This is a genomic window from Chitinophaga sancti (assembly GCF_034087045.1).
GTDB lineage: Bacteria > Bacteroidota > Bacteroidia > Chitinophagales > Chitinophagaceae > Chitinophaga > Chitinophaga sancti_B.
In genome coordinates this window covers 3419185-3445591 of record NZ_CP139247.1, presented here as the reverse complement: position 1 = coordinate 3445591, position 26407 = coordinate 3419185, and the positions used below count along the sequence as shown (strand labels likewise).

The window sequence follows — 26407 nt, the reverse complement described above, 5'->3', positions numbered from 1 at the left end:
CAGTATTAAAGCTTACGCTCCTGTGCCAGCTCGTGGGGGCTTATTCAGAACTATTATTTTTTAAGCAGATGGCGTATAATGAATGCCTAAGGATTAGAAATTGGATTTAAAACTGGTCAGTAAATGCTCTTTCCATCAAATCCTGTTCCCGCTTAGGCAACCCTTTTTTCACCGCAATTCTTCGCCAATTACAAACTGCATTTAATACCTGCTCAATTATTGCTTCAGCCTTATGATTGGATACCCGAAAATATGTAATCACTGATCGTACTAAATCCAGGTCCAAAGAATTATCGTCATCTGAAATATTCAGCGTCAGGCCAGTTCCATCCGGAAATGGGTTCACGTCATATACCGGAGAAAGTATCCACCCTTGTTCCGTTAGGAGGAAGCCATGATTACGCAAATGGTCATCTGTATTTTTCATACAAACATTCAATACAATTCTACGCCAAAGCTCTTCAAGATCTTCGTTTACATTTGCGCCATTTCTTATAAGAAACGCAGCCAATTCCAGGTAACTTACACCAGTAGTATAGTCCGCACCATCAGTATAACCAAGCATGGTCATTGCTGATGCAAAATGAGTTCTTTCCCCATTCGGATTGCGATCAAAGCGTTGACTTAAAAAAGTATGATACTTATTGGAAAATTTCTGAGCTTTACATGGTGCCACTTTTACCCCTGCATTCATAGCTATTTCCATTGCGACAGCTTCCCACCCACCAATGTCAACTATATCACCGCCACTTGGAAATTTAGCAATCCATAATTGGCCATTTGGATCTTTTACACTTGCTTTAGGGCGTGCACCACCCAGTGAGGATCCTGGCGCCATCAGCATATTCAACCATTTTAATGCTTCATCATCATCAAAGTCATCTTGTTCTAATTGAAGACTAGCTTTTTCAAGTTCTCGCAATGACGTCCAGGGCGGTGCCGCTAATTCTTGTTCCCCACTAACAAAACCACCATCCGGGTTTAATTTAAACCGTAATGCACCTATGCGATGTTCATCGTATACGCCTAATAAATAGTCGGATTCGAACAAAGTTGCTTGCTTACGATTCTCTTTCCTTGCTATGATAGCTTCACATCTTTTCATTAATACCTGGCCCCATCTGTCTGGTGAAGAATCGAGAAATAAACCGAAATTTAGTTTCCCGCCACCTCCATACTGACGTCCTGCATAAAATTGAAGATCGGGGTCTAACACCTGACCATTGCCAGATGAAAGCCATTTTTGTTCATATTCGAAAGAAAAAATTTCTTTACCCTTGTTATGTACACTATTTAAGGTGCCCATAAGTAATGGCGCTCCATTCAGCCCATCCCAATCTGCGTATACATATATTGTCTTTTCATTTTGCATGATCTCCTGTTTACTTTGTATTTCGTTTAGGAGCTCTTTGAGGAGTTACCAACCCGGCATCCTGTAACTTCCGGCCAAGCTGATCATCTTCAGCAAGTTTAAGAAAATCTTTCTCTAAGCCTAATACGAACAAAACCATAAAGTAATTGCCGATCGTTACAGAAGGTGATCCTTTTTCAATTTGCCATAGAGTAGCCCGGCTCAGTCCGGCCCTATCAGCTACTTGCTGAGCGCTTATTTTTCGCCTTCTTCGTGCAAGGTGAATGTTCTGTCCCATTTGCTCCATCACTCGGCGAGCTCGTGGTAACAAGGGGGAGGATTCTTTCATAATGTTTAATATTATTGACAAAATAAGCGTTTTTGTTTAATATTATAAACATTATAATTTGGGTACGCCGCTTTTACGTACGTGATCCTTTTGAGAAGCTTGTAAATATCCTTGCTCATATAGATTAAAGGAGAAAATGTTTAATATTACACTCCACCAACAACTTTGGCTTAATCGATCACTATGAAAAAGCCATGGATATAAGTGATAGACTGTATGAAAATAATCCAGGCGAAGACCATGCAAATACAAATGTAATTGCCATATGGAAACATCAGACAATTGGAATTAACGCAACATGAAAAAAGGCACATCAGTAAGGCTACTCACCATACAGGAAATCATGGCTGCTGCCGGCACTAAACATGGCAAAGAATTCAATATTTTTAACAACGGCGAACTTGTAATAGAACCGGAAATATCCATTCCATTTCTTTTAGACCATTATACAATTATCCTTGTCACAAGTGGAAAATTGAAAATGCGCTTAAATCTTGTTGAATACGACATCCCTGCTAATTCCCTTATCATCTGCAACCCCAATATAATTTTTGAGTTCTTAAGCGACATGCATCAATGCGCTTTCATCGCCGCTGATTTTAGCACAACGCTATTGGCAGAAACTGCGTTGAATAAAAAATACATGGATGGATTTGGTATTTACACAAGACAACATATACCCGTTCATTGTCTTAGTCCTACAGAAGTCCGCAGTATTAAAGCTATTATGGACCTTCTCGCCATCAAAAATAAATTGCCCAAAGAACACCCTTTTATCAGTGAACTGCTCCTTAATCTATTCAGGGTATTATTTTTCGAAGTTGCCTCAGTACTGCATGATAAAATAGCGGCCCAACAAATTCAGTTAAACGGTAAAGAGGTACTGGTCAAAAAATTCTACGCAGAGCTGACATCCAATTTTAAAAAAAGAAGGGATGTTGAATTCTATGCTGAAAGATTAAACGTCACACCCAAATACCTCACTAAATGTGTGAAAGAGATGTTTGGTAAATCAACCAGCGAGGTCATTACCCAAATGGTCATTGTAGAAGCCAAATTTATGTTAAGCGACCTCTCAGACCCTATCAGTAAAATCGCAGAAAGGCTAGCATTCAGTGACCAGTTCTTCTTTAGTAAATTCTTTAAAAGAGCCACCGGTATCAGTCCCAGTGAATATAGAAGCCTGGTGTCGGTTTAATTACCCCAAGGAGTGAAATAGACATATACTGGAGCAATATGGCCATTTGTTGACACCACTGCAAATTGCAACTTGCAATAGAAAAAAGCAATGTTATGGCCAGAGCTAAATTAGCAAGGAAATCTACATCAGTTGATATGACAGCGATGTGTGACGTGGTGTTCCTTCTCCTGAATTTCTTTATTATGACGACCACCTTTAAACCGGATGAACCTGTTGCAATCGTTACACCTTCCTCTATAAATACATCGCTCTTACCTGATGCGGATGTAATTTTAGTCAGTATCGATAAAAACGGACGTGTATTTTTCGACATGCAGGGCCAGGGCCAACGGCAAAAGTTAATTCAGGATATCAATGATCAGTTTAAACTGGGATTATCAGATGCGCAGATCATTAACTTTACAATGGGGGCATCAGTAGGAACAGATTTTAACCATCTGAAAGAATATCTTTCCTTAAAATCAAATGACAGGAAAAAATCACCGTTGGAAAAAGGGATTCCAACTGATTCAACCAATAATGAATTAGTAACCTGGATTGAATACGGCAGGGCCGCTCAGACCAGTAATATTAAGCAATTGAAATATTGTATCAAGGCGGATAATGAAACACCTTATCCGGTAGTGAGGAGAGTACTGGAAACTTTTAAAGAGAAAAATATACAACATGTGAATCTGGTCACGAATCTGGAAGCAGCACCGGAAGGGACGGCAGCGGCGGCAAAGAGTTAATGTAGGTAGCTTTATGATTCGACACAAGTAATTACTCAGACAGGTGTCCAATTCACAAGCAGTCGAGCAGACTGCGCTGGCTGGTTCAACACAAGCATTCACCCAGACTGTGCTGGCTGGTTCAACACAAACATTCACCCAGATAGCGTTGTCCAATTCAACATAAGCATTCACACACACCCTCCACAAACATTTGTTTCTGTTTTCTAAGATTACAGGGACAAATGTTCCCCTTATTTACTCCAATCTCACTTCCCTGACCGTTTCATTCCCCGGCAAATCCACCGCCACCACTATTATCTTACCACCCGGTGGCTGACTGGCTACCTTATAATACCAATCCACGCCATTCCTGCCTAAAACAGCGGCGCCTCTATCCACGATAACACCATCAGCATCTACCACCCGTACTTCCACTGCTGCTACCCTAAATTCATCCTTCGCAGTCACTACCACAGTCTCTTCTTCGAATCTGATATTCTGAATCTCCGGGGACTTATAAGCATCCTTCACCGCCATATTATAAGCATTCTGCCCAGGCCCAGCCAGCGACTTATAATAAGCCTTCAGGTCCGGATCTTTCAGGATCGCCAGCGCATAAGCCGCCGCTATCTTCATCTTATACCTGGCTTCCAGCTGCTTTATTGTCGGCTTATTCTTCGACGGACCGCGTTTTTTGGCAATAATAATCTGCCCGTTCCTTTCGTAAATCGTGAGTTGATCACCGAGGGAGCCTCGGATGCATTGGAGGAGTATGTTGTCTTTTACAAGAGCCATAACAAACAGTTTTGAGGTTATAAAATCAATAATAAATATAGGTATGCTAATATAGTGAATCTTTATCACTATACCAATACTAAAATATCATTATAAGGTCACTTCAATATCAAATCGATATTGAGGTGACCTTATAATGACCTTATAATGTCCTTATAGAAATATAGTTATGTTATATTGTATTTGATTTGGTAGTACTCCGCACAGATGAAAGTTCCAATCTAAAGAAAGGAGATTATTCTGTAGGCGTAACGCGCCAATATTGTAGTACAATTGGGAAGGTTGATAACTGCCATGTGGCGGTCTATGCGGGGGTAAGTGCAGAAAATTATTACGGTTTAACAGATAACCTTCCGGAAAGCCGGACATCTTACCCTAAGCGCTGTAAAGTCACGGGAGTACCCAAAGAAAGGTATAAACATAAAACTAAATTTGAACTGGTAATAGATATTGTAAAGTACCAGATAGAGATAGGCACCAGCTTTGATTTTTGTAGGAGCAGATGGACTATATGGCAACAATCACCAGGTCAGAAAAGAATTGGATAATATGGAAGTACTGTTTGTGCCAGACATTCATAGGGATCACCTGGCATATTCAATGACTGAGTAGTTGTAAACCTAATTTATCTATACATCCTCATGTATCAGAACAAATCACAAAATTACATTTATTTAAAGGCCGTCCGAACATCTTCCAGCTATCAAGTATGATTTCTGATTTTATTAAGATTCGCTGCAATTGCAAGGGCCAATAATCCCGGAATCTTTAATCGGGTCAATACCTGAATATAGCAGCTAGTCCCGTACGTGTTGTTGGCATATTTTCAGGAGGCATAACTATTACTTGTCCACCCATTTTGGTTACCAGTTCACCAATGTCATCCAGCAGGTCGTCTGTTTGAGGGTCGCTCAAAGTTCCTATATGAATAGCACCGGTAGTACTGTCGGTTATATTACCTGCAATTATAAAATCCTCCAGAAAGAGCAAAGTATCCACATTGGTCGTTGTTCTAAATATCACCTGCCTGAAAAGTGCTTGTCTATATCCTGAAAGAATCGGGTGAGCAAAATATATTTTTGAAGACGTAAAAACCGATGATTATTCTTAACCATTAAGGTTCTTCCTTTGTGGAACGGGTAACATTCCAGCCATTTCACTAATAATATTTATCAATTCAGTTCCAGACGGAATAACGATTTTCGCATTAGACATTAGAGAGTTTTCAACTGCTTCTAACTTTCGTAACAACTGGGCGTTCCCTGTAAAGAATTCATCAGCAGCTACATTCACCAGTTTAATGGCTTCGGCTTCGCCTTCAGCATGTAAAACCTTTGATCGTTTATAACCTTCAGCTTCTTTTATTTTAGCCCGTTTTACTCCATCTGCTACAGTTTCAGCAGCAGTTGCATAGTCAATGGCGGCAATCTTTTCATTTTCTGCTTTTACCACTTTATTCATAGTTTCCTGTACGTCTGAAGGTGGATCAATTTGTTTTAATTCAGTTCTAACAATCACAATTCCCCAGCTGGCAGTTTCATTTTTAAGAGTGGTGTGCAACTCCGCATTTATTTTCCCTCTCTCGCTATTAGCTGACCTTAACGTAAGTGTGCCTATAATGTTTCGCAAAGTAGTACGGGCAAGGTTTACAATTTGTAATTTATAATCGTTTACATTATACAGTGAACTTTTTACATTTTCTTCTTCTTCAAGCACCCTGAAATATATTTGAGCATCTACACTGGCATTCAGATTATCGTTTGTGATAATTTCCTGTGGCTGTGCATCGACCATTTGTTCTGTAATATTGACTATAAATATTCTATCTATGATAGGAATTACCCAATTAAAACCAGGATGCGCGAATCTAGTATATTTGCCAAGCCTTTCTATTAAACCTCTGTGCGTTGGTCTTACGATTTTCACTCCTGAAAAGAACAGTAATAATATTGCCCCGATCGTTATTAATAATATTTGTGTAATCATCATTTTTGTTATATAGTGTTGATTAAAGAATTTATATTAATTTAAATGCCCAGCTTTTAGTTGTGAAGTTGGCTTAAATTAATCAGGGAAGTATTACAGCATTCTGGTAAATATTTACATAATTCACACATTTGAATCATAATGTGTGAATTATGGAATTTCGATTTTGGGAACGGGAAATGAATAGATCCTTATGCCAGCCTGCTGCTTTTTAAGCTTCGATCAGGTTATTTATATGTTGAAATCTCAATTCTAATCCCTCTTCAATAATTATTTGCGCCATTGGAAACGCTTCATCAATTTCTTCTCCTTTCAGTCTTGTTATTATTTCAATGCTCACTGGTGGCCGTCTATAAGTAGAATACATCAGCTGCAATATCCGTTTCAATGCAAATACGGGTAGAAACTTGGGATGTGGCGGCGAATGTTTTTTTAGTCAAGCGTTCTGGTTAAATTAGTGGGCTGGCCCCAAAAGTGTCTGAACTTTTGGGGATATTTTATAGTAGGTGGTCTTTGTTTCTGAAAATGGTTTTCATCCCCGTTTGTGAATTTCCGCCTTCATGAATGTCTTTATTTTTCTGGATGTTCTTTTATGAAACTACTTCACATCCAAATAGAACCCCTGTGGATGCTAAACAGGAGTATATGCAACGATTAACCACAATAGCAACCGGTATTTCAATTTACTGAAAATGCTTCCCCATCGTATCCTTCTGGTGTTTCCATAACTCCTGAAAGATCGGACTATTATTCCGAAGATGTTCAAATGTCCCTTCATCTGCAATACGCCCCTGATGTAACACATACACATAGTCAAATTGTGGCAACAGGTGCAGGCGATGAATAGAAGAGATCACCGCCTTATCTGCAAATGCCGCAAACAGCTTATTGTAAATCATGACTTCCGTCTTAGGATCCACACTACTGGTAGGTTCATCCAACAATACCACTTCACTCTCGCGTGCCGCGAGTATACCTCTGGCCAGCGCCAGTCGTTGTTTTTGTCCACCGGATAGGTTCACCCCTTTTTCACGGATATCCGATTCCAGGCCCATAGGCAACTGGCTGATCACATCTGTAAAATGCGCACTTTCACATACTTCTTTGATATCTGCTTCGCTGAAAGGCAGGCCCAGGGTCACATTGTAGGCAATGGTATTCTCAAAGATCTCAGGTTCCTGTGGAAAGAGGGTCACTGTTTCATTGAGTGTATCCAGGTCGTATGTCTTTTCATCTACTGTCAGCTGCATACCCGGGCGCGGCTCATATAGTCCTCTCAATAATGACAGGAGCGTACTTTTACCACTACCACTTTCTCCTATCAGTGCAATCCGTTTACCACGGGGTATACGGAGGTGCAGGCCATGCAGACTTTGTGGTCCATGTTCGGCATCGTATTGTTCCCTGTGAGAAAAGCTCAGGTCTTTTATCTGAATCTCCTGCCAGGTATGCGGCAGGTCTGTATGTGCATCAGGGCGGTGCTGTTCGTTGAATGCGCTATCAATATTGGCGGCAGTTTGTACGGAGGTATTGTATTGTGTAATATCAGTATACTGCCAGGCAAAATCATAGAACACGCTGGTGAATTGGTTCACATATCCCAACAGCGTAACAAGGCCGGCTACATAAAATACCGATCCCTGTTTCCAGTTTTGCAATACGTATCCTACCGCTATTACGCAATAAATAAGGGTGATCAACATATCAGCCACAAACCATTTCCATTCATTGATCCGGACATTCTTTTTAAATGGATGTAGTATCAGGGCTACTTTTGATAATAAGCCAGTTTCCATGCTCTTTTCCAGCCGCAGGGTAATTACCGTCATGATATTGGAAAGACTATCGAACAGGGTTGAAGACACCACATGCTCTCTTTCATTCACCTCATCCAGTGTACGGATAAAAGGCTTGTCAAATTTAAAGATCACCCAGATGGTGATGGCACCGAGCACAACACCGATGGTACCGAATAATGGTGAGAAATAAACGATGGCAATGACAGAAAAGATCAGTTTTCCTAATGCTCTTAAATACATAAAGCCATGATCGAAAAAGGTTTTCAGGGCTTCGTATGCCTTACGGATACGATTGATGGTGGCACCACTATGGTGGTCCTGGTGCCATTTTACGGGCAGGTGCAGTACCTGGTGATACCGGGTTTGGAGAAAGTTACGGCTCAGGTTAAAAGCAAGTTCCCGTTCCATTACACGGGCAGGGCCATGAAAGCACCATTCCAGCACTTTGAGTCCGAAATAACTGGCAGCATAAAGGAAGGCAAAGTGTAATACCTGCTGGGTATCCTGTTGGATCTTGTTGATAAACCATCCCAGTAGCATTGGGTATAATGCATTAATAATGGCAGAAACTGTAAACATGGCATACACCAGTACATATCTCCTCCTCTCCTTTCGTGCGTAATGCCAGGCAGTGCGCAGCAGGGAGATATATGGGTTAGCCATAGCGATAAAATTAGATAAGATGCAAAGATATAAAAAATATTGTGCTGTATATTTGCGGCACAAACAATATGAAATGGAATCAAAAGATCCTTTACACGGTATTACGCTTGAGAAATTGCTTACCCAACTGGTAGATGCTTATGGGTGGGATGAGTTGGGTTACCAGATCAGGATCAATTGCTTTATTAGTAATCCTTCCATTCAATCTTCACTCAAGTTTCTTCGCAAAACACCGTGGGCAAGAACAAAGGTAGAAGAGTTTTATAAAGATGCGCTGAAAAGCGGGAAGGTGAAATAATTATTACATCTTTCCTTACAACTAATAAATCTTTCTTTGGAATTAATGCTCCTTTCTTTGCGATTAATGCTCCTTCCCTTGCAAATAATACATCCCCTTCACAATTTATACTCACCCTTCGCAATTTATGCTCCCTCTTCGCAAAATGCGCTGCGCTAAATCCGTAAAACTCTCTGCGCAAACCCCGTAAAACTTCCTTCGCAAAACTCGCCAACCACTGCCTCCTCTCTCCGCAAAACGGCCCCCATAAAAAACTCCATACACCCAAATAAAACCCCCACTCAAAAAACAGCTTTTTCAAACCTTCAATACACCCGAGGCTGCAGCGAATTGCACTACATTCATAATAGAGCAAATTATTGACCAAAAAACCCTACGCATGAGACAAGTTTTACTATTCGTCGCTGCATTACTATGCAGTACCCTATCTTTTGCCCAAAACTACTGGAGACCCCACACCGACGGCGCCAGAATTACCCCCGACAAAGCCGTATCCCGACTCGCATTTCCAGCAGAATACAAACTATTCGACCTGGATCTGACACCCCTGCGAACCGAGGCATTCAGAGCTGTCGGCAATACTGCCACCCATGGAACCATCATCTCCCTACCCAATGCAGACGGCCAGATTGAACAATTCGAAATCGTTGAAGCTTCGAATTTCGAACCTGCCCTGCAAGCGAAATTTCCTGACATCAGAGCTTTCTCAGGAAAAGGTATCACCGACAAGTCCGCTATTTTAAAGCTGAGCATCTCCCCACAGGGAATACAAACGACCGTATTCCGGGTGGAAAAAGAAACTGAATTTATCGAACCCTTTTCTGCCGATCACACTGTGTACAGCGTGTTTAAAAAGCAGCCAAAGGCATTACCCTGGAAATGCGGTACGCCCGATCAAAAACTGGCTACTGACCTGAGTAATAGTGTTGCCGCCCGCTCTACCGGTGACCTGAAAACATTACGCCTGGCTCAATCCGTGACCGCTGAATACTCCAATTATTTCGGCGCTACCAGTTCCAGCCAGGTTGCATTGGTACTTGCCGCTGTCAATGCCACACTGACCCGTTGTAATGGCGTGTATGAAAAAGACCTCGCGCTCCACCTGAACCTGGTCTCGAACACGACCAATGTATTTTACTACAACGCCTCTACCGATCCGTATTCTAACGCCAGCTCTGGCGCCTCCGGATCATGGAACAGTGAGTTACAAAGTACCCTCACCTCTGTAATCGGCGCTGCCAATTATGACATCGGTCACCTGTTTGGTGCATCTGGTGGTGGTGGTAATGCCGGTTGTATTGGTTGCATCTGTGTCGATGGTTCAAAAGGTAGTGGTTTCACCTCTCCTGCCGATGCAATTCCCCAGGGCGATAACTTCGATATCGATTATGTAGCCCATGAAGTAGGCCACCAGCTGGGTGCCAACCATACTTTCTCTTATGGTAATGAAGGTACCGGCGTCAATGTGGAACCCGGTTCCGGTATCACTATTATGGGTTATGCTGGTATTACCAGCTATGACCTGGCACCACACTCTATCGATATCTTCCACGCCGTTTCTATTGGACAGATTCAGACAAATCTTTCCAGCAAGACCTGCCCGACCACTACCAGTATCTCTGCCAATAACGCAACTCCTGTAGTGAGTGGAGGTAGTAGTTATACCATTCCTATCAGTACCCCATTTGCGCTGACGGGTTCTGCTACCGATGCGAATACCAGCGATGTGCTCACTTACTGCTGGGAACAGATTGACAATGCCTCTTCTTCACAAACAGGCAGCAGCAGCGTAGCCAGTGCGAGCAAAGCATCTGGTCCTAACTGGATTTCATTTGCACCGACTACTTCTCCTACCAGGTACTTCCCAAAACTGGCCACTATCCTGGCAGGTAGTTTAGTATCCGGACCATTGACCGGTGGCGATGCAAGTGCGAATACGGAAGCGCTGAGTTCTGTGTCAAGGACTTTGCATTTCCGGTTAACTGTAAGGGATAATGCACCTTATAGTTCTACTGCACCCGTGTCTGTCGGTCAGACGAATTATGCGGATGTAACGGTAACCGTTTCGAATACATCAGGACCGTTTGCAGTAACAGCGCCTAATACCGCTGTATCATGGGCAGGCAATTCATCCCAGACCATCACCTGGAATGTAGCCAGCACCACCGCATCACCAGTGAGCACAGCCAATGTAAAGATCTCCCTCTCTACCGATGGTGGTACAACCTTTAGCACACTGGTGGCCAGTACGCCGAACGATGGTAGCCAGGTGGTAACAATTCCAAATACCCCTACCACTACTGCCAGAATAAAGGTTGAAGCTGTTGGCAACATCTTCTTTGATATTTCTAATACCAACTTCACCATCACTGCCGGTACCGGTTGCGCTGCACCAACAGGGTTAACCTCCTCTTCAGTGACAACTACATCCGCTACCGTAGGATGGACAGCTGTGAGCGGTGCGGCATCTTACAAAGTAGATTACAAAGCTTCCTCATCCAGTACCTGGATCAGTGCAGCGACTACGACAACCGCTACTTCTGTAAGCCTGACAGGTCTTACACAGGGTACTACTTATGACTACAGGGTAAGAACCACTTGTACCAGCGATACCAGTGTGTACACTACTGCGCAGTTTACCACCATCTCTACAGATAGCTGTAATGTGCCTACTGCACTGACAAGTTCTTCTGTAACATCTACCGGAGCTACTGTAAGCTGGACGGCAGCAAGTGGTGCAACAAGTTATAGCGTAGATTATAAACTGAATTCGTCTTCTACCTGGACAAGTGCGGCGACAGCCACTACTGCTACCTCTGTTACCTTAAGTGGATTAACAGCTGCTTCCCTGTATGACTGGAGAGTAAGAACCAATTGTGCAAGTGGCAGCGGTTCATATATTGCAGCACAATTTACGACCCTCACGGCTTCAGGTTGTGCGAATACATTGGATAATTCTACCAATGGTACGACTTCAGGTGCGGCTACCATTCCATTTAATACAGATGTTACTGGTCTGATCAGCCCAAGTGGAGATGTGGATTATTATAAATTCGTGATCACTACCAGCGGTACAATTACCATTACCTTAGGCACATTGCCTGGTGATTATGACCTGAAACTGTATAACAGCTCAGGTACACAGCTGAATGTTTCACAGGCATCCGGTACGACGAGTGAAAGCATCAGTCGTACAGTCAGTGCAGGTACTTACTATGTGCAGGTATATGGTTACAATGGTGCGAATAGTGCGACTACCTGTTACACCCTGCGGGTAGCATTAGGTACTGCCACCCGTTCTGTTGACATTACCACCGATCAGGACAAGGTGCAGGTATATCCAAATCCTGCCAATAGTGTGGTGAACATTAACCTTGCTGGTGTGAAAGGAAAATCAGAAGTAAGCCTGTTTGATATCAACGGCCGCCAGGTAATGCGTCGTGAAGTGAATGCGGCAAATGCACAGCTGGATATTTCTTCATTAACTCCGGGTGTGTATATAATAAGAGTGAAGAATGGAACAAAAGAAGTGAGTATGACGAAGATCGTTAAGCAATAAATATCTTCAAGAGGTAATATGCCCCCAAAAAGCTAGATGCTTTTTGGGGGCTATTTTTTATTGACACATCTGCTTTTTTATTATTTTTGAGAATGCACCTTTATAGACATCCCTATAAATGTTAAAAATCTAATTGAGAAATGAAATACTATCGATTGTACATGTTACTCCTGCTGAGCGCATTTATGCAATGTACCAATGCTCAGAAAAAAGTTTTGCTAAAGGGTTCACTGTCGCCGAATAAGGTTTACAAAACCGAAATGAGTAACCAGATGAACATGGTCATGAACATGAGCGGAGACTCAGCGATGATGGAACAATTAAATGCCAGCGGCATGAAAAGCCCTATGACCATGACGATGAACCAGGGTATGTTTATGACCACCAAAACCGGTGCCACGCAGGCAGATAAGAAGATCCCTGTGACGATGACCTACGATAAAATGAGCGTGACCACCAATATCGGCGGACAGGAAAATACACAGGATACCAATCCGTTTTCAGGTGCAGTGATAAAAGGTACAACCGAAAGTGATGGAAAAATAAAGGTGGATACGATTATAGGTAACCTGGATGAAGGGATGAAAGCCAATCTGAAAACCATCGTCAACAATATACAGGCGGCGATCAAATTTCCTGAAAATGAATTGAAGATCGGTGATTCTTTTGACCAGGAGACACCGCTGGTAATGCCTATTGCGCAGATGGAGGTGAAGATGAAAGTACATGCTAAGTATACGCTGAAAGAGATTAAGGGGAGTAAAGCGATATTCGATCTGAAACAGGATATTGCAATGGATATGAGTATGACAGATACGCCTTACAAGATCACAGGTACTGGTAGTGGAACAGGTGTGATGATCTTTGATATAGACAAGAAGATGATGGATAAGTCTGATGCAGATACGAAGTATAAGATTGATATGGAGATAAATGGAATGAAGATGGATATGGATTGTAATGCGAAGACGAGTGTAAAAATGGAAGTAGAATAATGAAAGAGCGGTTGCCTCAAATATGCTATGATGGTTTGGAAATACCCTTCACCGAAAAAGGATCAGTTACACGCGTAGGAATATTTTGAGGTTCGCGCTCCAAAGAGATAAATTTATTAACGTCTGAATTTAAATAAATTCAGACGTTAATAACAACACAATCAAAGACAATACTTATCCCGCTCAATTACAACCACTTAGAAAAACCTGACCACCATCATGGTTTAATAATTGAACCTTGCCAGTCTTAATTCTCAGGCTGTTATTTCATCCGATTTCCCCTCAAAAATGGCGGCTGAATGCCATTTATTTTCGCACCTCTGTTGACAAGTTTTAAAGAGCTTCTTCCCCCGATCAGGTATTTTACACCCCGAAATAACCCATTATAAGCCATGAATTACGTTATCAAAAGAAACGGTGAGTTTGAACCTTTTAAACCCTTTAAGATAAAGGACGCCATAGAAAAGGGATTCATCGGTGTGAATAAAAAACCTGATGAAACAATCTACCAACAAGTTACCGCTCAACTGCTGCACAAAGAAGTGTGGTCAGTAGAAGAGATCCAGGATATCATCGAAAAAGAATTGTTTGCACACAGCCATTTTGAGGTAATGCGGGCTTTTATGCTATACAGGCACACCCGTAAATTGCAACGGGAACATGTACATGGGCTCACGCCATCTACAACGCTGGTGGATAGCACGCAAACAATTGAAGAATACATCTCCCAGACTGACTGGCGCATCAATGCCAATGCGAATACTTCTTATTCCAACGCAGGACTGGTAAACAATGTAGCGGGCAAGATCATTGCCAACTACTGGCTGGATAAAGTATATGCTAAGGAAGAAGGTTATGCACATCGCAATGGTGATATTCACATTCATGATATCGACTGCCTTACAGGATACTGTGCCGGATGGAGCTTGCGTTCATTATTGAACGATGGTTTCAATGGCGTAAGAGGACGCGTGGAAAGCCGCCCTCCGAATCACTTTCGCGAAGCACTGGGACAGATGGCGAACTTCCTCGGTATTCTCCAAAGTGAATGGGCCGGCGCACAGGCGTTCAGCTCTTTCGACACCTACCTGGCTCCGTATGTTTTTAAAGATAATCTTCGCTATGAAGATATCCTGAAAGCAGTGAGGAGCTTTGTATACAACCTGAATGTACCTGCCCGCTGGGGACAATCCCCGTTTACAAATATTACTATCGACTGGACGGTGCCGGAAGATCTGAAGTTACAGTTCCCGACCAAAAAAGATATACATCTCTTTGATGGCATCACTGATCCGGCTATCCTTCAAAAGGCAAAAGACAGGGGTGTAGATCAACTCAGCGAACTGACCTACATTCATTTCCAGCCTGAGATGAACCTGATCAACAAAGCGTATTATTCCGTGATGACAGAAGGCGATGCCAGTGGGCAACCGTTTACCTTCCCGATCCCTACGGTGAATATTACGGAAGACTTTGACTGGTATGGGGAGAATACAGATTTGTTGTTTGAAAACACAGCACGAATCGGGTCTTCTTACTTCCAGAATTTTATCGGTAGTCAATACATCTTTGATGACAATGGCAATCGGGTAGAAAATCCGAATGCTTATAAACCCAACGCAGTGAGAAGTATGTGCTGCCGCTTACAGCTGGATCTGCGTGAATTATTAAAACGCGGTAATGGGCTATTTGGTAGTGCTGAAATGACAGGAAGCATTGGTGTAGTGACCATCAATATGGCCCGCCTGGGATACCTGTACAAAGGAGATCAGCAGGCGATGTACAAGCGATTAGATTTCTTACTGGACCTTGCTAAATCAACGCTGGAAAAGAAAAGAGTCTTTATACAGGATATGTTCGACAGGGGATTATTTCCTTATACCAAACGCTACCTCACACATTTCCGGAATCACTTTTCTACCATTGGGGTGAATGGGATCAATGAAATGATCAGGAACTTCACGAATGATCAGGATGATATTATTTCTGAAACAGGTCGTGACATGGCAGCTGCTATACTGGAACACATCCGTAAAAAAATGACGCAGTACCAAACGGAGACCGGCAACCTATACAACCTGGAAGCCACGCCTGCAGAGGGTACTACGTACCGGTTTGCGAAAGAAGATAAAAAACGCTTCCCTGAAATTATACAGGCGGGGATGGATAATAATATCTATTATACCAACAGTTCACAGATTCCGGTGGATTATACCGACGATCCATTTGAAGCACTCCTGCTGCAGGATGAACTACAATGTAAATATACAGGAGGCACTGTGCTGCATTTGTACATGAGAGAGAAAATCAGTACGCCTGAAGCATGTCGTAATCTCGTAAAAAAAGTACTCTCACAGTTTAGGCTGCCTTATATCACGGTGACACCGGTGTTCAGTATTTGTCCTGAACATGGGTACCTGTCAGGTGAGCATGAGCATTGTCCGATATGTGAGGATGAAAGCCGGAAATGTTTGGTATATACACGTGTGATGGGCTATCACAGACCGGTAGAGAGTTTCAATATCGGTAAAAAAGGGGAACATAAACAAAGAGTGCATTTTACGGAAATGACCCATTGTGAGTAAGCCAATACATAGTATTACGCCCTTTACATTACTGGATTATCCGGATAAGACAGCCTGCATACTTTGGTTTGCAGGCTGTAATATGAGATGTTTGTATTGTTATAACCCGGGGATAGTGGAGGGGAAAGGGAAGCTTAGTTATGCCGATGCGTTGCGTTTTTTACGTAAGCGGAAGGGGTTATTGGATGGGGTGGTATTGAGTGGTGGGGAATGTACCTTGCATAAGGAGCTGGTGGCATTTTGTGCACAGCTGAAAAAAGAGGGAGTTTTGGTGAAGGTGGATACGAATGGGTCTAATCCTTCTTTAATGGCTGATTTGATGAAAAATGGATTGATCGATTATGTTGCGCTGGATTACAAAGCACCTGTTTATAAATATGAGGCAATTACCCAGTCTTCATTATATGAGAATTTTGAAGCGACGTTAAGATTGTTACTGAATGGGGTGGTACCTTTTGAGGTGAGGACAACTGTACATACTTCATTACTGAATGAAGAGGATCTGCAAAATATGGTGGATTATTTAGCGGAGCAAAAATTTAAGGGGAAGCTTTTTATCCAGCATTTTATAAACGATACAATTACGCTTGGTAACCTTGCCAATACTAGCAATAGAATTGATCCTGGTAAGGTTTCCAGGAGTAATTGTATCGGGTTGGTATTAAGAAACTAAGGTTTAGTATTAAGAATAAGATGCCCTGAGCCGCATTCATCAGTAACAATACAGGTCAATAAAATAAGCAAAAAGTAAAGTTTGAACTTCATAAATGAGGCTTTACAGGTTTGGGTTCCTATAAAAATACACTCCCCAGCCAATTAAATAATACTGAATTATTAGCAGTAAATATCAGCGCTCAATCCTTAAAAAGTGGCCCTTTATTAACATAAACCATTGACTACCAATAAAAACACCTCCTCAATTGCACTAATCTGTAAGAGTTATTATATTTGTAACTGAATCTATACTATGAAAATGCAGGTGCAGACCACAACATTATCTGGAAACCATATTTCAATTCTTCAGCATCTATATAGATCGAAAGATTAGAAAGTTCCATTTACCTAAGCATTTGACCTGGTTAAACAACTAAAAACTCAACATGGCTGAAGAAGCAAAGCTGGAAAAAGAAATACTCGCCGAATTAAAGAAAGATTACCCAATGACGAAAGAGTCTACGAGGGAAATCAATCTGGGGCATTTCTCCTCTTTCCGCAACGGTGATAATTTCAAAATTACTTACGCCTGGAAACTCACTAATTCTTTACAACAAGTAAGTTTTGTAAAATATCGGAACGTGGCCAAAAAGGATAAATCCAGGTATGCAGGCGTATGCATTGAACTAACCCACTTACTGCCTGAGTTTAAGATCACCGCCAATACTGAAAATGATAAATTCCTCAATTTATACCTCCCCAATTCTGTCAAGGTAAAGGCAGTACCAGCATTTAATCACAAATACATACTTGAAGCTGCTGACGCAGGTACGATAGAACAAACGATCGGTATTGAGTTTTTTAATAAGATGATGAGTGTTCAGGACCTGAATGTAGAGGTAAAAGATCATAAATGCCTGATCTATGGGGTGTATCCATTTAACTATGATAGTTGTAAAGTGATGTTTCAGTTAGCCGAGGATATTGTTAAAATGGATCAGCCTAATCAAACTATACAATGAAATGTTTCTACATCCTGGTAGAAACTATTGGATTTGCAGGTGTGACCCGGCGACTGGTTGTACAGGTTAAGATTTTGCAGCTGTTGCGCCGCCTTCGGTAGCCACCGATGCCCTTCCGCGGAAGACAGATAGCTATCTTTGTTCCTTGCAATATCTTTGCTTCCAACAGGCTTCCCCGATACCTGCAAATGCACTAAAATATCGGTTATCTTTATTAAAAAAGTCATCAATGTTCTATATCAGCGAAATACAGACCGCGCCACCGGCCGAATTCAAAACACCCCTACAGGAACTGGTGTATAATACCTTACAACACCTGCAGGTACCTTTTGAACGCGTTGATACAGACGAAGCCATCACCATGGAAGACTGTATACTGATCAATGAAAAACTCAATGTGCAGATTGTAAAGACACTCTTCCTCTGCAACCGCCAGCAAACAAACTTCTATCTTTTCATCACAACAGCAGACAAGCCTTTCGTGACCAAAGATTTCAGCAGCGCCGTAGGTATTCCCCGCGTATCATTTGCTTCTGTAGAATTATTGAACAATCTTTTAGGCACACCGGTAGGCGGCGCCACCATTTTCGGCACCCTGCTGGACAAGGAAAATAAGGTACAGGTACTCATAGACAAAGACATACTCAATGAAGAATGGTACGGTTGCAGCGATGGTACACCCAAAGGCTATATGAAAATTAGCAGGGAATGGATACTCAATGACTTTCTCCAGCATACCAAACACACACCTACATTTATAGAGGTATAAAAAACTTTCGCCCGCCCATAAGATCTTTGGATTACCCGCTTCATTTATTCCTTTTACAGCAAGCGGAGCATAGCATAAATTTTGCTATTCTTGTTATAATACGCTGCATATTGTACATTGCTTTCCAATTCGTACTGGGTAAGCATAGGTAAACATATAAAACTAAATGCATCTCTGATCAATATCAGATGCAATTAGCCTTATTCTCCCTAAATTTGTCCCCGGATTATTGAAAAAAGCATCGATATAATGAAGAAACTGCCCGGATACATCTTATCCCCCCTCCATTATTTATTCTTTGGTGGATTCCTGCTGATTTTCCACCCCATCCAGTGGCTCTGTCTCAAATTAGGAGGCTATAAAGCCCATAAGACCTCTGTTGATATTCTGAACGGATTGCTATCCAGTACCTATATGATCCTGGGCTGTCGTGCCCGCTTTGTCAATCACCAGGCATTGCCCACCGACCGTCCTATTATTTTCGTGGCGAACCACCAGAGCATGTACGATATTCCACCATTGATCTGGCACCTTCGGAAGCACCATGCCAAGTTCGTTTCCAAAATTGAACTGGCCAGTGGCATACCCAGCATCAGTTTTAACCTTAAATATGGTGGCGCGGCCAACATTGACCGCAAAGACAAAAAGCAATCTATGGGTGAGCTACTCAAACTCGGTGCCCGTATGCAGGAAAAGAACTGGTCTGCCGTTATCTTCCCCGAAGGTACCCGTAGCCGGAAGGGAGAAATGAAGCCTTTTATGACAGGGGGTGTTAGCATCCTGCTTAAAAAAGTTCCTCAGGCACTCATTGTTCCTGTCGCTATTAATGGTAGCTGGAAGTTTTTCAGGTATGGAAACTTCCCATTGGGCACCTTCGAAAAAATGAGTTGGACCGTACTCCCCCCTATCGAACCCGCCGGTCGCTCTGCAGAGGTGGTTTTGCAGGAAGCAGAAGACGCCGTTAGGAATAGTATTGAAAATCAACACTAAATTTTACTTTTTTATCCTGCAATTTTATAGACTATTCCGTCTATATGGGATTATTTTATGCCCATCATTTACCACTACAATAAAGAGATTGGAATTTATGGTAAAGATGTAAAATAAAAACCGAAGGCTGGAAAGCCCCCGGTCACTCATTAGCTCTTTAACGAAAAAACGCTCATTTAAGCTTCCTGCAACAATGCCAAAGCCTTCGGAAATAAAATGTTATTCTCTAAATGAATATGTTGTCTTAAATCTGTATCGAACTCCTGCAATTTCTCAAAGAGAAATCTGTATGAATTACACGCACCTTCCGGCACCTGGTAATTATTCGTCAACCGCCGCCATTCTTCCAGTGATTCTCCTGATGAACTATGTTCTTTCATCATACATTCTACCGCACCTTTTACATATGGCAGCCCTGGTTCGCCAGCAGCCATTTGTTTGATAGCCGGGAACAGTACCTGTTCTTCTTTTTCCAGATGATCCAGCAGGTCTTCTGCTTCATGCAGCACAGCAGCTCTTAGATCAATCAGCTCAGGATGCGTATCACCATGATGCCCTGCTACCTTCTGTGCAAACTCCCAAATCACTGGCAATGCTTCTTTCACATATTTATGGTGTGTACTCAGAATGTGTTCTGCCAGTAACTGAGGTGCTAATACACTAAAGTCGTTCGCTGGCTGCTTCGCCTTTAACGTTGCTGTTTCCAGGGCTGTCCACAGCTCTTCTTCTGTAATACCACCCTGTGTTGCCGCCTGCGCAATGGTCTGACCACCACCACAACAAAAATCGACACCAAAACCTCTGAAAACATCGGCCATGCGATAGTCCTTTCCAGCCATTTCTCCGACTGTGATTACATTATTTCTTACCATGTTGAAATTGTTAAATTTGATTACAAGTCTTTTCTATTAAATCGCCGCAGCGCCCAGCATAACGGCCATCCCATCCATAATAACAAGAGTGTAAAACCCGTGAGCATACCACCCACGCTTCCGAAAAATGAGGCAAACACCGCGCCTGTATACCCCATCATCGCAGCACTATCCAATCTTAATAAAACTATAATTCTACCCAGATCTATCGGGTTCAATGCCCCCATCACAACGGCCGGTTTCTCCAACGGATAGTCGCTGAACTGAAATAAGAGAAAAAGCACCAATCCATCATACAACAAGGAGAAATAAAACCACGCCAGTATCGCTACCCCAATGCCTCTCGCCTTGTCACGCATGATCACAGATCCTAAAATGGCCAGCGCAGAAAAGATCACTGTCAGCGCCATACCTACTAATATCAACAATACCGCCGTCATACTCCCGTCAAAGATCATCAACGGTACACCCACTCCTACTACAAATGCTATCAGCAATGACAATGCTAACCCGATATAGACACTTAATAATATCTTCGTTCTTCGCAACGGCTGACAAACCAGCAACTCGATAAACGCCGATGCATTGTAATAATAGATCGTTGAAAAAATAATACTCACCAGCGGCAATACAATCAGCACGATATTCAATAAACTCAGTAATGCTTTTGTGCTGTTGTCTGTGAGACAAAGTAATAACATTGACACGACCAATAGCAGTACTGTATAGCTTACCAATATCCTGTTGCGTAAGATGTCCAGTACTACGTATTTAATAATCTTTTTCATAGTCCTTCATTTTCCATGACAAATGCTATTACATGTATTGTGTACTTATTAACCTTCTTCATAGTCCTTCATTTTCCATGACACGTGCTATTACATGTATTGTGTACTTATTAACCTTCTTCATAGTCCTTCATTTTCCATGACACGTGCTATTACATGTATTGTGTACTTATTACCCTTCTTCATAGTCCTTCATTTTCCATGACACGTGCCATTGCGCGTACTAACTTTTGCTCCCCTGTCTCCGCCTGCAGCTCTGCCACCTGCTTATGAAACTGTACTTTACCATCCTGCAGATACGCCACCTCATCTACCAGATCATCCAGTTCGGACAAGATATGTGAAGTGATCAACACCAGCTTTCCATTCCTCGTCTCCTGCAGGATCTTGTCCTGCAAAATCCCTGATGCTACCGGGTCCAATCCTGCTGTAGGTTCATCCAGCACCAACACTTCCGGATTGAATAAAAACGCCAGGCAAGCACTTACCTTCTGCCTTGTACCACCAGATAATGTCCGCATGCGCTTATTAGCCAGCTGTGGCAATTTAAAGGCATGTACCAGGTCTTCATCCAGCGTTGTAAACTGCCTGATATCCTTCATCATGTCCACCACCTGTGCAATAGTCATATTCTCAGGATAACTGCTTACCTGCGGCATATAACCAATATTGCCCCTGTATTCACAACTACCTGATACGGAAGCTCCTTTAAAAGCAATATCTCCTTTATCAGGCACCACCATTCCCAACAGACTCTTGATCAATGTAGTCTTCCCACTACCATTAGGTCCTATCAAAGCAATACTCTTTCCTTCTTCAAAAAAAAGATTGATATTATCCAATGCCTGCAGCCGGCCAAATCGTTTGTATATATTTGTAAAACGAATCATAACGAAAGGGGTTTCATAATCGGTGCACGATCCACCAGGTTCACAGGCGTGATACCCGGCATTACTTTTTCCGTCCGGTCCAGCAAACTCACCATGAAACTGTGAAACAACATCATCACAGCCGGGTTCTTATCTGCCACCATTGCATACAAACTCACCGGGTGATAAGGCACGTCTCCTTTTCCATCTCTGTTCAGATCATACCCTTCATATTTGTCCCAGTAATTATTATCAAAATTGTTTAGTACCAGCGAGCCATTCGTTGCTACATCGAATGTGTTGCCGACAAAGTTATTGCGGGTGATCCTGTTCTCAGAACAACTTGCCTGCACCTTCATAGCCCAGCCATTTGCCTTAAACACATTGTCCATCACCTGCACTCTCGTGGTACCTTCCATATAAATTCCAACCGTATTGTCTTCAAAGTGGCTCTTCTCCATTTTGCTGTCCGTAATCTCTTTCAGCAATATCCCGTACGCACCACCACCCTGGTTGCCAGCGAATGTATTCCGCTTCATATCCACACCATGTGAAAACATCACAGATACGCCCGCCTCGTTGTGATCAAAAATATTGTCTTCATAGTGGTCATTGTGCGAAAACATAAAGTGCAAACCATACCGCACATTTTTAAAACTATGATTCCCTTTGATCAGTGAATTCGTTACAAACTCAAAGTAGATACCGTCTCTGTGCTGCGTAATTACATTCCCTACCAGTTGCATACCATCGCAGTGCCAGCAGTGAATACCGTTGCCGGATTGAATACGCTGACTCGCGTTGGAACGCAGGGTATTGTTTTGTATGGTACAGCTATCAGACTGCTGGCAGTAAATGCCAAAGAATGTTTCTTCCAGTACATTGTTTTTGATCGTCACATGCCGCACATTGCCCAGTTTAATTCCTGCCAGGTCTTTCCAGTCAGAAAAACCGGAATGCCTGATCACAAATCCATCTACCGTTACATGACTGGACAGTATTAATATCACTTCATATTTATTCTCTCCATCCAGTACAGGCTTGTTGATCCCTTTCAGATAAATGGCTTTATCAATCACCAGCCCTTTCTCGTAGTAAACGCCTGCGGGTACTACGACTGTATCGCCTGCCACTGCCCGCTGCAAGGTTTCTTTTACAGATCCTTTCACCGTCAATACCCCGGCCCATGCCTGTAAAGGCAACAACCACAAAATTATTATCGATATAGCTCTTTCCATGTGAGTGATTCTCCGTTAAAATCCTTCATATGCACACTGTCTGCAAACGCAGCAATGTCACTACCCATTGGAGAATGAAATGTAGTACTGTGCAATAACCTGCTATCTTCCGCTTTGATCCATTGTCCATCAGTAAAGTCCAGCAACCAGATCCCGCCTGCTTCCTGTCCGCCAGCCTTTAAAGCCGCCAGCAAACAATGCACATCGTCATACTTAAAAACCTTTCCCTTCTTTGTTACGACCTCTGCACCAAAACGCTTGTCTGTAAAACCCATTTTACAAAAGTCGCAAGCATCCTGTCCATACCTGATAGGAGCAGGACCTGAACTACAACTCTGTAATCCCAACGTCAACCCTGCCACTACAAAGAAACCTTTCTTAAATTTAAATGACAGCAACACCAACAACACGCCTACACCAATAAAGATCCATCCACCTACATCGGGAATAGAATAAGCCCCGAAATTCAACAACTGTTTATAACCCAGTAATGGAGGCTGATACGCCATGCCCGGTACCCTGATCGGCGCTTCGGGATCCAGGTGGTGACCATAGTTATATTCCCATCTGTAAAAATCAACCATCGCAACAACCGCTACCAGCAGGAATAACGCCACCCAGCCATAATATACTTTCCTGTTATTCAGCGCACATACTACAAAGCCCAGCACAGCCAATCCACCCAGAATAAAAGGTAAAATCTTAAACTCAATAAAATCTTCGGTGTGCAATGTTTGCATTCCTATGTAATGGTTCAATCCATTCACGATATCCACATCGCCGCGTAATCCATTAGCAGCAATTTTCAACGTCAGGCCTTCCGGGTATTGGGGGGCGGCCAGCTCTATTTTCCAGATAGGAAAATAGAGCACTGCCACCATTGCCAATGAAAGCATGAAAATGACTGCCCGAAATCGGGTTGACAATTTTCTTTGCATAATGATCAGTTTAGTTTTTCGCTACTGCACTATCAGGCAGGTTAGTACCGTACTTGAGCGGTGTATTTGCACCAGCTTTAGATACTCTTACATAACCCTGCATTTCCTGATGCAGCGCGCTACAGAAGTCAGTACAGTAAATAGGATAAACACCTTCTGCATCTGGTACCCACTTCAGTGTACAGGTTTCGCCAGGCATGATCAGGATCTCTGCATTTGCAGCGCCTTTCACAGCAAAGCCATGTGGAATATCCCAATCCTGTTCCAGGTTAGTAACATGGAAATATACTTCATCACCAACACGTACACCTTCGATGTTATCAGGCGTAAAGTGGGAACGGATAGAAGTGATATACACATGTACCTTGTTACCTTCACGAACTACCTTGGCTTCTTTCTCACCCTTAGTGACATAAGGATGTTTGTTTTCCTCGATCTTGAAATACTTCACAGAGTTATTCTTAATCAGGTCAGCAGGAAGCGCCTGTGCATAGTGAGGTTCACCAACGGTAGGGAAGTCCAGCAACAGTTCCATCTTATCGCCTGAGATGTCGTACAACTGTGCACTTTGAGCCAGCTCAGGACCCGTAGGCAGGTAACGGTCTTTTGTGATCTTGTTATATGCAATCAGGTATTTACCAAAAGGATGTTTGGTATCACCACCTGGAATACACAGGTGACCTACAGAATAGTAAGTAGGTTTTCTGTCAAGTACTTTCAGGTCTTTGAGACTCCATTTCACCACTTCGGAAGAAACGAAGAAGGAAGTATACGCATTACCCTTTCCGTCGAACTCAGTGTGTAATGGACCAAGGCCAGGTTTCTGTACTTCACCGTACAGGGCGGATTCGTATTTAACAACAGGGATACCCTGGTAGTCGCCATCAAAATCTTTCTTCTCAATTGCCGTCATCAGCTTAGTGAAAGAGAATACAGGAATGAGTGCAGCCAATTTACCACTACCTACGATATATTCACCACTTGGGTCGATGTCAACGCCATGTGGAGATTTAGGACAGGGAATGAAGTACACGAAATCATTAAGTTGAGATGGATCCAGTGTCAGCACCTTTGTTTCGATAGTAGAAGTAGCATTGTGAGTGGTTTCATTATATACGTTGTGTGCATAACGGGAATTCTTCAATGTACCTTTGTTTTTACGGATGAATTCTTCCGCTTTCTTCCAGTTCACCGCCATGATGAAATCCTTATCACGCTGAGAAGCGTTGACTTCAAGCAGGGTATGTGCCTGTTCTACATTGTAGCAGGAGAAGAAGAACCAGTCATGGCTTGGGCCTTTACCGGCATGGCTCAGGTCAAAGTTGATAGCAGGGGTCAGCAACTGGAAAGCCAGAGACATACGGCCATTGCTGGAATCAATTTTGATAAAGCTCACTGTACCGTTGAAGGACTTCTTGTAATCAGCGATAGGAACGTCCTGATTGTCACCAATAGGAACGCTGAAACGGGTACCTGCTACTATGTATTCGGTGTTTTCTGTACAGAAAGGAGAAGAGTGGTTACCGGCGCTGTTAGGCAGTTCGAGGATCTCTTCTGTTTTGAATGTAGCGAGGTTGATACGTGCTACCCTAGGCGTGTTGTTGGCATTAGCGAAGAGCCAGCGACCATCGGGGGTACCATCTTTCTGAGACAGTTCCAGGTGATGTTGGTCATCCCAAGGCAGAGAACCGTGAGAGGTTTCCAGCATAGGTTTAGTTTCTTCGCTGTATCCATAGCCATTTTCAGGCATTACAGAGAATACAGGGATAATCTTGAGCAAACGGCCTGAAGGAATACCATAAACAGACACCTGACCATTAAAACCACCGGAAACGAAGTTGTAGAACTCGTCGTATTTACCCGGTGCAACGTAAACCTTTTCAGCAGCACCTGCATTGATAGCGCCGGCTTCATTACGTGGTTTACAGGATGCGAGTGCTATGATAAGCACCGCTATTGAACATAACCGCATA

Annotated in this window: 23 protein-coding genes and 1 pseudogene; 11 read left to right on the top strand and 13 right to left on the bottom strand. The window is 42.6% G+C overall.

Annotation, left to right across the window (positions count from 1 at the left end):
• Window positions 1–106 precede the first annotated feature (106 nt).
• Together SIO70_RS14340 and SIO70_RS14335 are read right to left on the bottom strand one after the other, a co-directional pair.
• Window positions 107–1372 carry a HipA domain-containing protein gene (locus SIO70_RS14340; protein WP_320581545.1) on the bottom strand — a complete coding sequence of 422 codons (1266 nt, stop codon included), beginning with the start codon at window positions 1370–1372 and terminating at the stop codon, window positions 107–109.
• Window positions 1373–1382: 10 nt separating this feature from the next.
• The gene (locus SIO70_RS14335; RefSeq protein WP_320581544.1) at window positions 1383–1700 is read right to left on the bottom strand and encodes a helix-turn-helix domain-containing protein; all 318 of its coding nucleotides are present in this window, start codon (window positions 1698–1700) and stop codon (window positions 1383–1385) included.
• Window positions 1701–1998: 298 nt separating this feature from the next.
• Between SIO70_RS14335 and SIO70_RS14330 the strand changes: the two genes are divergently transcribed.
• Both SIO70_RS14330 and SIO70_RS14325 read left to right on the top strand, forming a co-directional pair.
• Window positions 1999–2898 carry a helix-turn-helix transcriptional regulator gene (locus SIO70_RS14330; RefSeq protein WP_320581543.1) on the top strand — a complete coding sequence of 300 codons (900 nt, stop codon included), beginning with the start codon at window positions 1999–2001 and terminating at the stop codon, window positions 2896–2898.
• 95 nt (window positions 2899–2993) lie between these two features.
• Window positions 2994–3632, top strand: a complete 639-nt coding sequence (locus SIO70_RS14325) for a biopolymer transporter ExbD (RefSeq protein WP_320581542.1) — start codon at window positions 2994–2996, stop codon at window positions 3630–3632.
• Window positions 3633–3869: 237 nt separating this feature from the next.
• Here SIO70_RS14325 and SIO70_RS14320 read toward each other — a convergent pair whose 3' ends face one another.
• Complete coding sequence (locus SIO70_RS14320) at window positions 3870–4409, bottom strand: hypothetical protein (protein WP_320581541.1); 540 nt, start codon at window positions 4407–4409, stop codon at window positions 3870–3872.
• Window positions 4410–4630: 221 nt separating this feature from the next.
• Here SIO70_RS14320 and SIO70_RS14315 point away from each other — a divergent pair.
• A pseudogene (locus tag SIO70_RS14315) lies at window positions 4631–4957 on the top strand (transposase); the annotation flags it as partial.
• A 229-nt stretch (window positions 4958–5186) separates the two neighbouring features.
• On the opposite strand, the gene SIO70_RS14310 reads toward SIO70_RS14315, so the two are convergent.
• The 4 genes from SIO70_RS14310 to SIO70_RS14295 all read right to left on the bottom strand — a co-directional run bounded on the left by SIO70_RS14310 (window position 5187) and on the right by SIO70_RS14295 (window position 8857).
• Window positions 5187–5432, bottom strand: a complete 246-nt coding sequence (locus tag SIO70_RS14310; RefSeq protein WP_320581540.1) for a hypothetical protein — start codon at window positions 5430–5432, stop codon at window positions 5187–5189.
• 84 nt (window positions 5433–5516) lie between these two features.
• On the bottom strand, window positions 5517–6398 hold the full coding sequence (locus tag SIO70_RS14305; RefSeq protein WP_320581539.1) for an SPFH domain-containing protein: 882 nt from the start codon (window positions 6396–6398) through the stop codon (window positions 5517–5519).
• 208 nt (window positions 6399–6606) lie between these two features.
• Window positions 6607–6783 carry a hypothetical protein gene (locus SIO70_RS14300; RefSeq protein ID WP_320581538.1) on the bottom strand — a complete coding sequence of 59 codons (177 nt, stop codon included), beginning with the start codon at window positions 6781–6783 and terminating at the stop codon, window positions 6607–6609.
• A gap of 295 nt (window positions 6784–7078) precedes the next feature.
• On the bottom strand, window positions 7079–8857 hold the full coding sequence (locus tag SIO70_RS14295; protein WP_320581537.1) for an ABC transporter ATP-binding protein: 1779 nt from the start codon (window positions 8855–8857) through the stop codon (window positions 7079–7081).
• A 19-nt stretch (window positions 8858–8876) separates the two neighbouring features.
• On the opposite strand from SIO70_RS14295, the gene SIO70_RS14290 reads away from it, so the two are divergent.
• The 8 genes from SIO70_RS14290 to SIO70_RS14255 all read left to right on the top strand — a co-directional run bounded on the left by SIO70_RS14290 (window position 8877) and on the right by SIO70_RS14255 (window position 19729).
• Window positions 8877–9155, top strand: a complete 279-nt coding sequence (locus SIO70_RS14290; protein ID WP_320581536.1) for a VF530 family protein — start codon at window positions 8877–8879, stop codon at window positions 9153–9155.
• A gap of 379 nt (window positions 9156–9534) precedes the next feature.
• The gene (locus SIO70_RS14285) at window positions 9535–12714 is read left to right on the top strand and encodes a reprolysin-like metallopeptidase (protein ID WP_320581535.1); all 3180 of its coding nucleotides are present in this window, start codon (window positions 9535–9537) and stop codon (window positions 12712–12714) included.
• 140 nt (window positions 12715–12854) lie between these two features.
• Window positions 12855–13709: a hypothetical protein gene (locus tag SIO70_RS14280; protein WP_320581534.1), complete on the top strand. Its 855-nt coding sequence runs from the start codon at window positions 12855–12857 to the stop codon at window positions 13707–13709.
• Between the two features lie 392 nt (window positions 13710–14101).
• The gene (locus tag SIO70_RS14275; RefSeq protein ID WP_320581533.1) at window positions 14102–16294 is read left to right on the top strand and encodes a ribonucleoside triphosphate reductase; all 2193 of its coding nucleotides are present in this window, start codon (window positions 14102–14104) and stop codon (window positions 16292–16294) included.
• Window positions 16287–16967 (top strand): anaerobic ribonucleoside-triphosphate reductase activating protein, encoded by a 681-nt coding sequence (locus tag SIO70_RS14270; RefSeq protein ID WP_320581532.1) that lies wholly within the window; start codon window positions 16287–16289, stop codon window positions 16965–16967. Before SIO70_RS14275 ends, SIO70_RS14270 begins: the two co-directional genes overlap by 8 nt.
• Before the next feature lie 427 nt (window positions 16968–17394).
• On the top strand, window positions 17395–17970 hold the full coding sequence (locus SIO70_RS14265) for a hypothetical protein (RefSeq protein ID WP_320581531.1): 576 nt from the start codon (window positions 17395–17397) through the stop codon (window positions 17968–17970).
• 229 nt (window positions 17971–18199) lie between these two features.
• Window positions 18200–18739, top strand: coding sequence for a prolyl-tRNA synthetase associated domain-containing protein (locus tag SIO70_RS14260; protein WP_320581530.1), 540 nt, complete (start codon window positions 18200–18202; stop codon window positions 18737–18739).
• A gap of 249 nt (window positions 18740–18988) precedes the next feature.
• Window positions 18989–19729, top strand: a complete 741-nt coding sequence (locus tag SIO70_RS14255; RefSeq protein WP_320581529.1) for a lysophospholipid acyltransferase family protein — start codon at window positions 18989–18991, stop codon at window positions 19727–19729.
• Between the two features lie 176 nt (window positions 19730–19905).
• Here the strand turns inward: SIO70_RS14255 and ric are convergent, their stop codons facing one another.
• The 6 genes from ric to nosZ form a co-directional block, all read right to left on the bottom strand.
• Complete coding sequence (gene ric, locus SIO70_RS14250) at window positions 19906–20601, bottom strand: iron-sulfur cluster repair di-iron protein (RefSeq protein ID WP_320581528.1); 696 nt, start codon at window positions 20599–20601, stop codon at window positions 19906–19908.
• Window positions 20602–20621: 20 nt separating this feature from the next.
• Window positions 20622–21389 (bottom strand): ABC transporter permease subunit, encoded by a 768-nt coding sequence (locus tag SIO70_RS14245; protein ID WP_320581527.1) that lies wholly within the window; start codon window positions 21387–21389, stop codon window positions 20622–20624.
• A gap of 182 nt (window positions 21390–21571) precedes the next feature.
• Window positions 21572–22279: an ABC transporter ATP-binding protein gene (locus tag SIO70_RS14240; RefSeq protein ID WP_320581526.1), complete on the bottom strand. Its 708-nt coding sequence runs from the start codon at window positions 22277–22279 to the stop codon at window positions 21572–21574.
• Window positions 22276–23496, bottom strand: coding sequence for a nitrous oxide reductase family maturation protein NosD (locus SIO70_RS14235; protein ID WP_320581525.1), 1221 nt, complete (start codon window positions 23494–23496; stop codon window positions 22276–22278). The genes SIO70_RS14240 and SIO70_RS14235 overlap by 4 nt, the downstream gene beginning before the upstream one ends.
• Window positions 23475–24434, bottom strand: coding sequence for a hypothetical protein (locus tag SIO70_RS14230; RefSeq protein WP_320581524.1), 960 nt, complete (start codon window positions 24432–24434; stop codon window positions 23475–23477). The genes SIO70_RS14235 and SIO70_RS14230 overlap by 22 nt, the downstream gene beginning before the upstream one ends.
• A gap of 10 nt (window positions 24435–24444) precedes the next feature.
• Complete coding sequence (nosZ, locus tag SIO70_RS14225) at window positions 24445–26406, bottom strand: Sec-dependent nitrous-oxide reductase (RefSeq protein WP_320581523.1); 1962 nt, start codon at window positions 26404–26406, stop codon at window positions 24445–24447.
• Window position 26407: the final 1 nt, after the last annotated feature.

Coding starts and splice junctions, on each gene's coding strand:
- SIO70_RS14340 (WP_320581545.1), bottom strand. CDS start 1,372: ATGCAAAATGAAAAGACAATATATGTATACGCAGATTGGGATGGGCTG.
- SIO70_RS14335 (WP_320581544.1), bottom strand. CDS start 1,700: ATGAAAGAATCCTCCCCCTTGTTACCACGAGCTCGCCGAGTGATGGAG.
- SIO70_RS14330 (WP_320581543.1), top strand. CDS start 1,999: ATGAAAAAAGGCACATCAGTAAGGCTACTCACCATACAGGAAATCATG.
- SIO70_RS14325 (WP_320581542.1), top strand. CDS start 2,994: ATGGCCAGAGCTAAATTAGCAAGGAAATCTACATCAGTTGATATGACA.
- SIO70_RS14320 (WP_320581541.1), bottom strand. CDS start 4,409: ATGGCTCTTGTAAAAGACAACATACTCCTCCAATGCATCCGAGGCTCC.
- SIO70_RS14305 (WP_320581539.1), bottom strand. CDS start 6,398: ATGATGATTACACAAATATTATTAATAACGATCGGGGCAATATTATTA.
- SIO70_RS14295 (WP_320581537.1), bottom strand. CDS start 8,857: ATGGCTAACCCATATATCTCCCTGCTGCGCACTGCCTGGCATTACGCA.
- SIO70_RS14290 (WP_320581536.1), top strand. CDS start 8,877: ATGCAAAGATATAAAAAATATTGTGCTGTATATTTGCGGCACAAACAA.
- SIO70_RS14285 (WP_320581535.1), top strand. CDS start 9,535: ATGAGACAAGTTTTACTATTCGTCGCTGCATTACTATGCAGTACCCTA.
- SIO70_RS14280 (WP_320581534.1), top strand. CDS start 12,855: ATGAAATACTATCGATTGTACATGTTACTCCTGCTGAGCGCATTTATG.
- SIO70_RS14275 (WP_320581533.1), top strand. CDS start 14,102: ATGAATTACGTTATCAAAAGAAACGGTGAGTTTGAACCTTTTAAACCC.
- SIO70_RS14265 (WP_320581531.1), top strand. CDS start 17,395: ATGGCTGAAGAAGCAAAGCTGGAAAAAGAAATACTCGCCGAATTAAAG.
- SIO70_RS14260 (WP_320581530.1), top strand. CDS start 18,200: ATGTTCTATATCAGCGAAATACAGACCGCGCCACCGGCCGAATTCAAA.
- SIO70_RS14255 (WP_320581529.1), top strand. CDS start 18,989: ATGAAGAAACTGCCCGGATACATCTTATCCCCCCTCCATTATTTATTC.
- ric (WP_320581528.1), bottom strand. CDS start 20,601: ATGGTAAGAAATAATGTAATCACAGTCGGAGAAATGGCTGGAAAGGAC.
- SIO70_RS14245 (WP_320581527.1), bottom strand. CDS start 21,389: ATGAAAAAGATTATTAAATACGTAGTACTGGACATCTTACGCAACAGG.
- SIO70_RS14240 (WP_320581526.1), bottom strand. CDS start 22,279: ATGATTCGTTTTACAAATATATACAAACGATTTGGCCGGCTGCAGGCA.
- SIO70_RS14235 (WP_320581525.1), bottom strand. CDS start 23,496: ATGGAAAGAGCTATATCGATAATAATTTTGTGGTTGTTGCCTTTACAG.
- SIO70_RS14230 (WP_320581524.1), bottom strand. CDS start 24,434: ATGCAAAGAAAATTGTCAACCCGATTTCGGGCAGTCATTTTCATGCTT.
- nosZ (WP_320581523.1), bottom strand. CDS start 26,406: ATGCGGTTATGTTCAATAGCGGTGCTTATCATAGCACTCGCATCCTGT.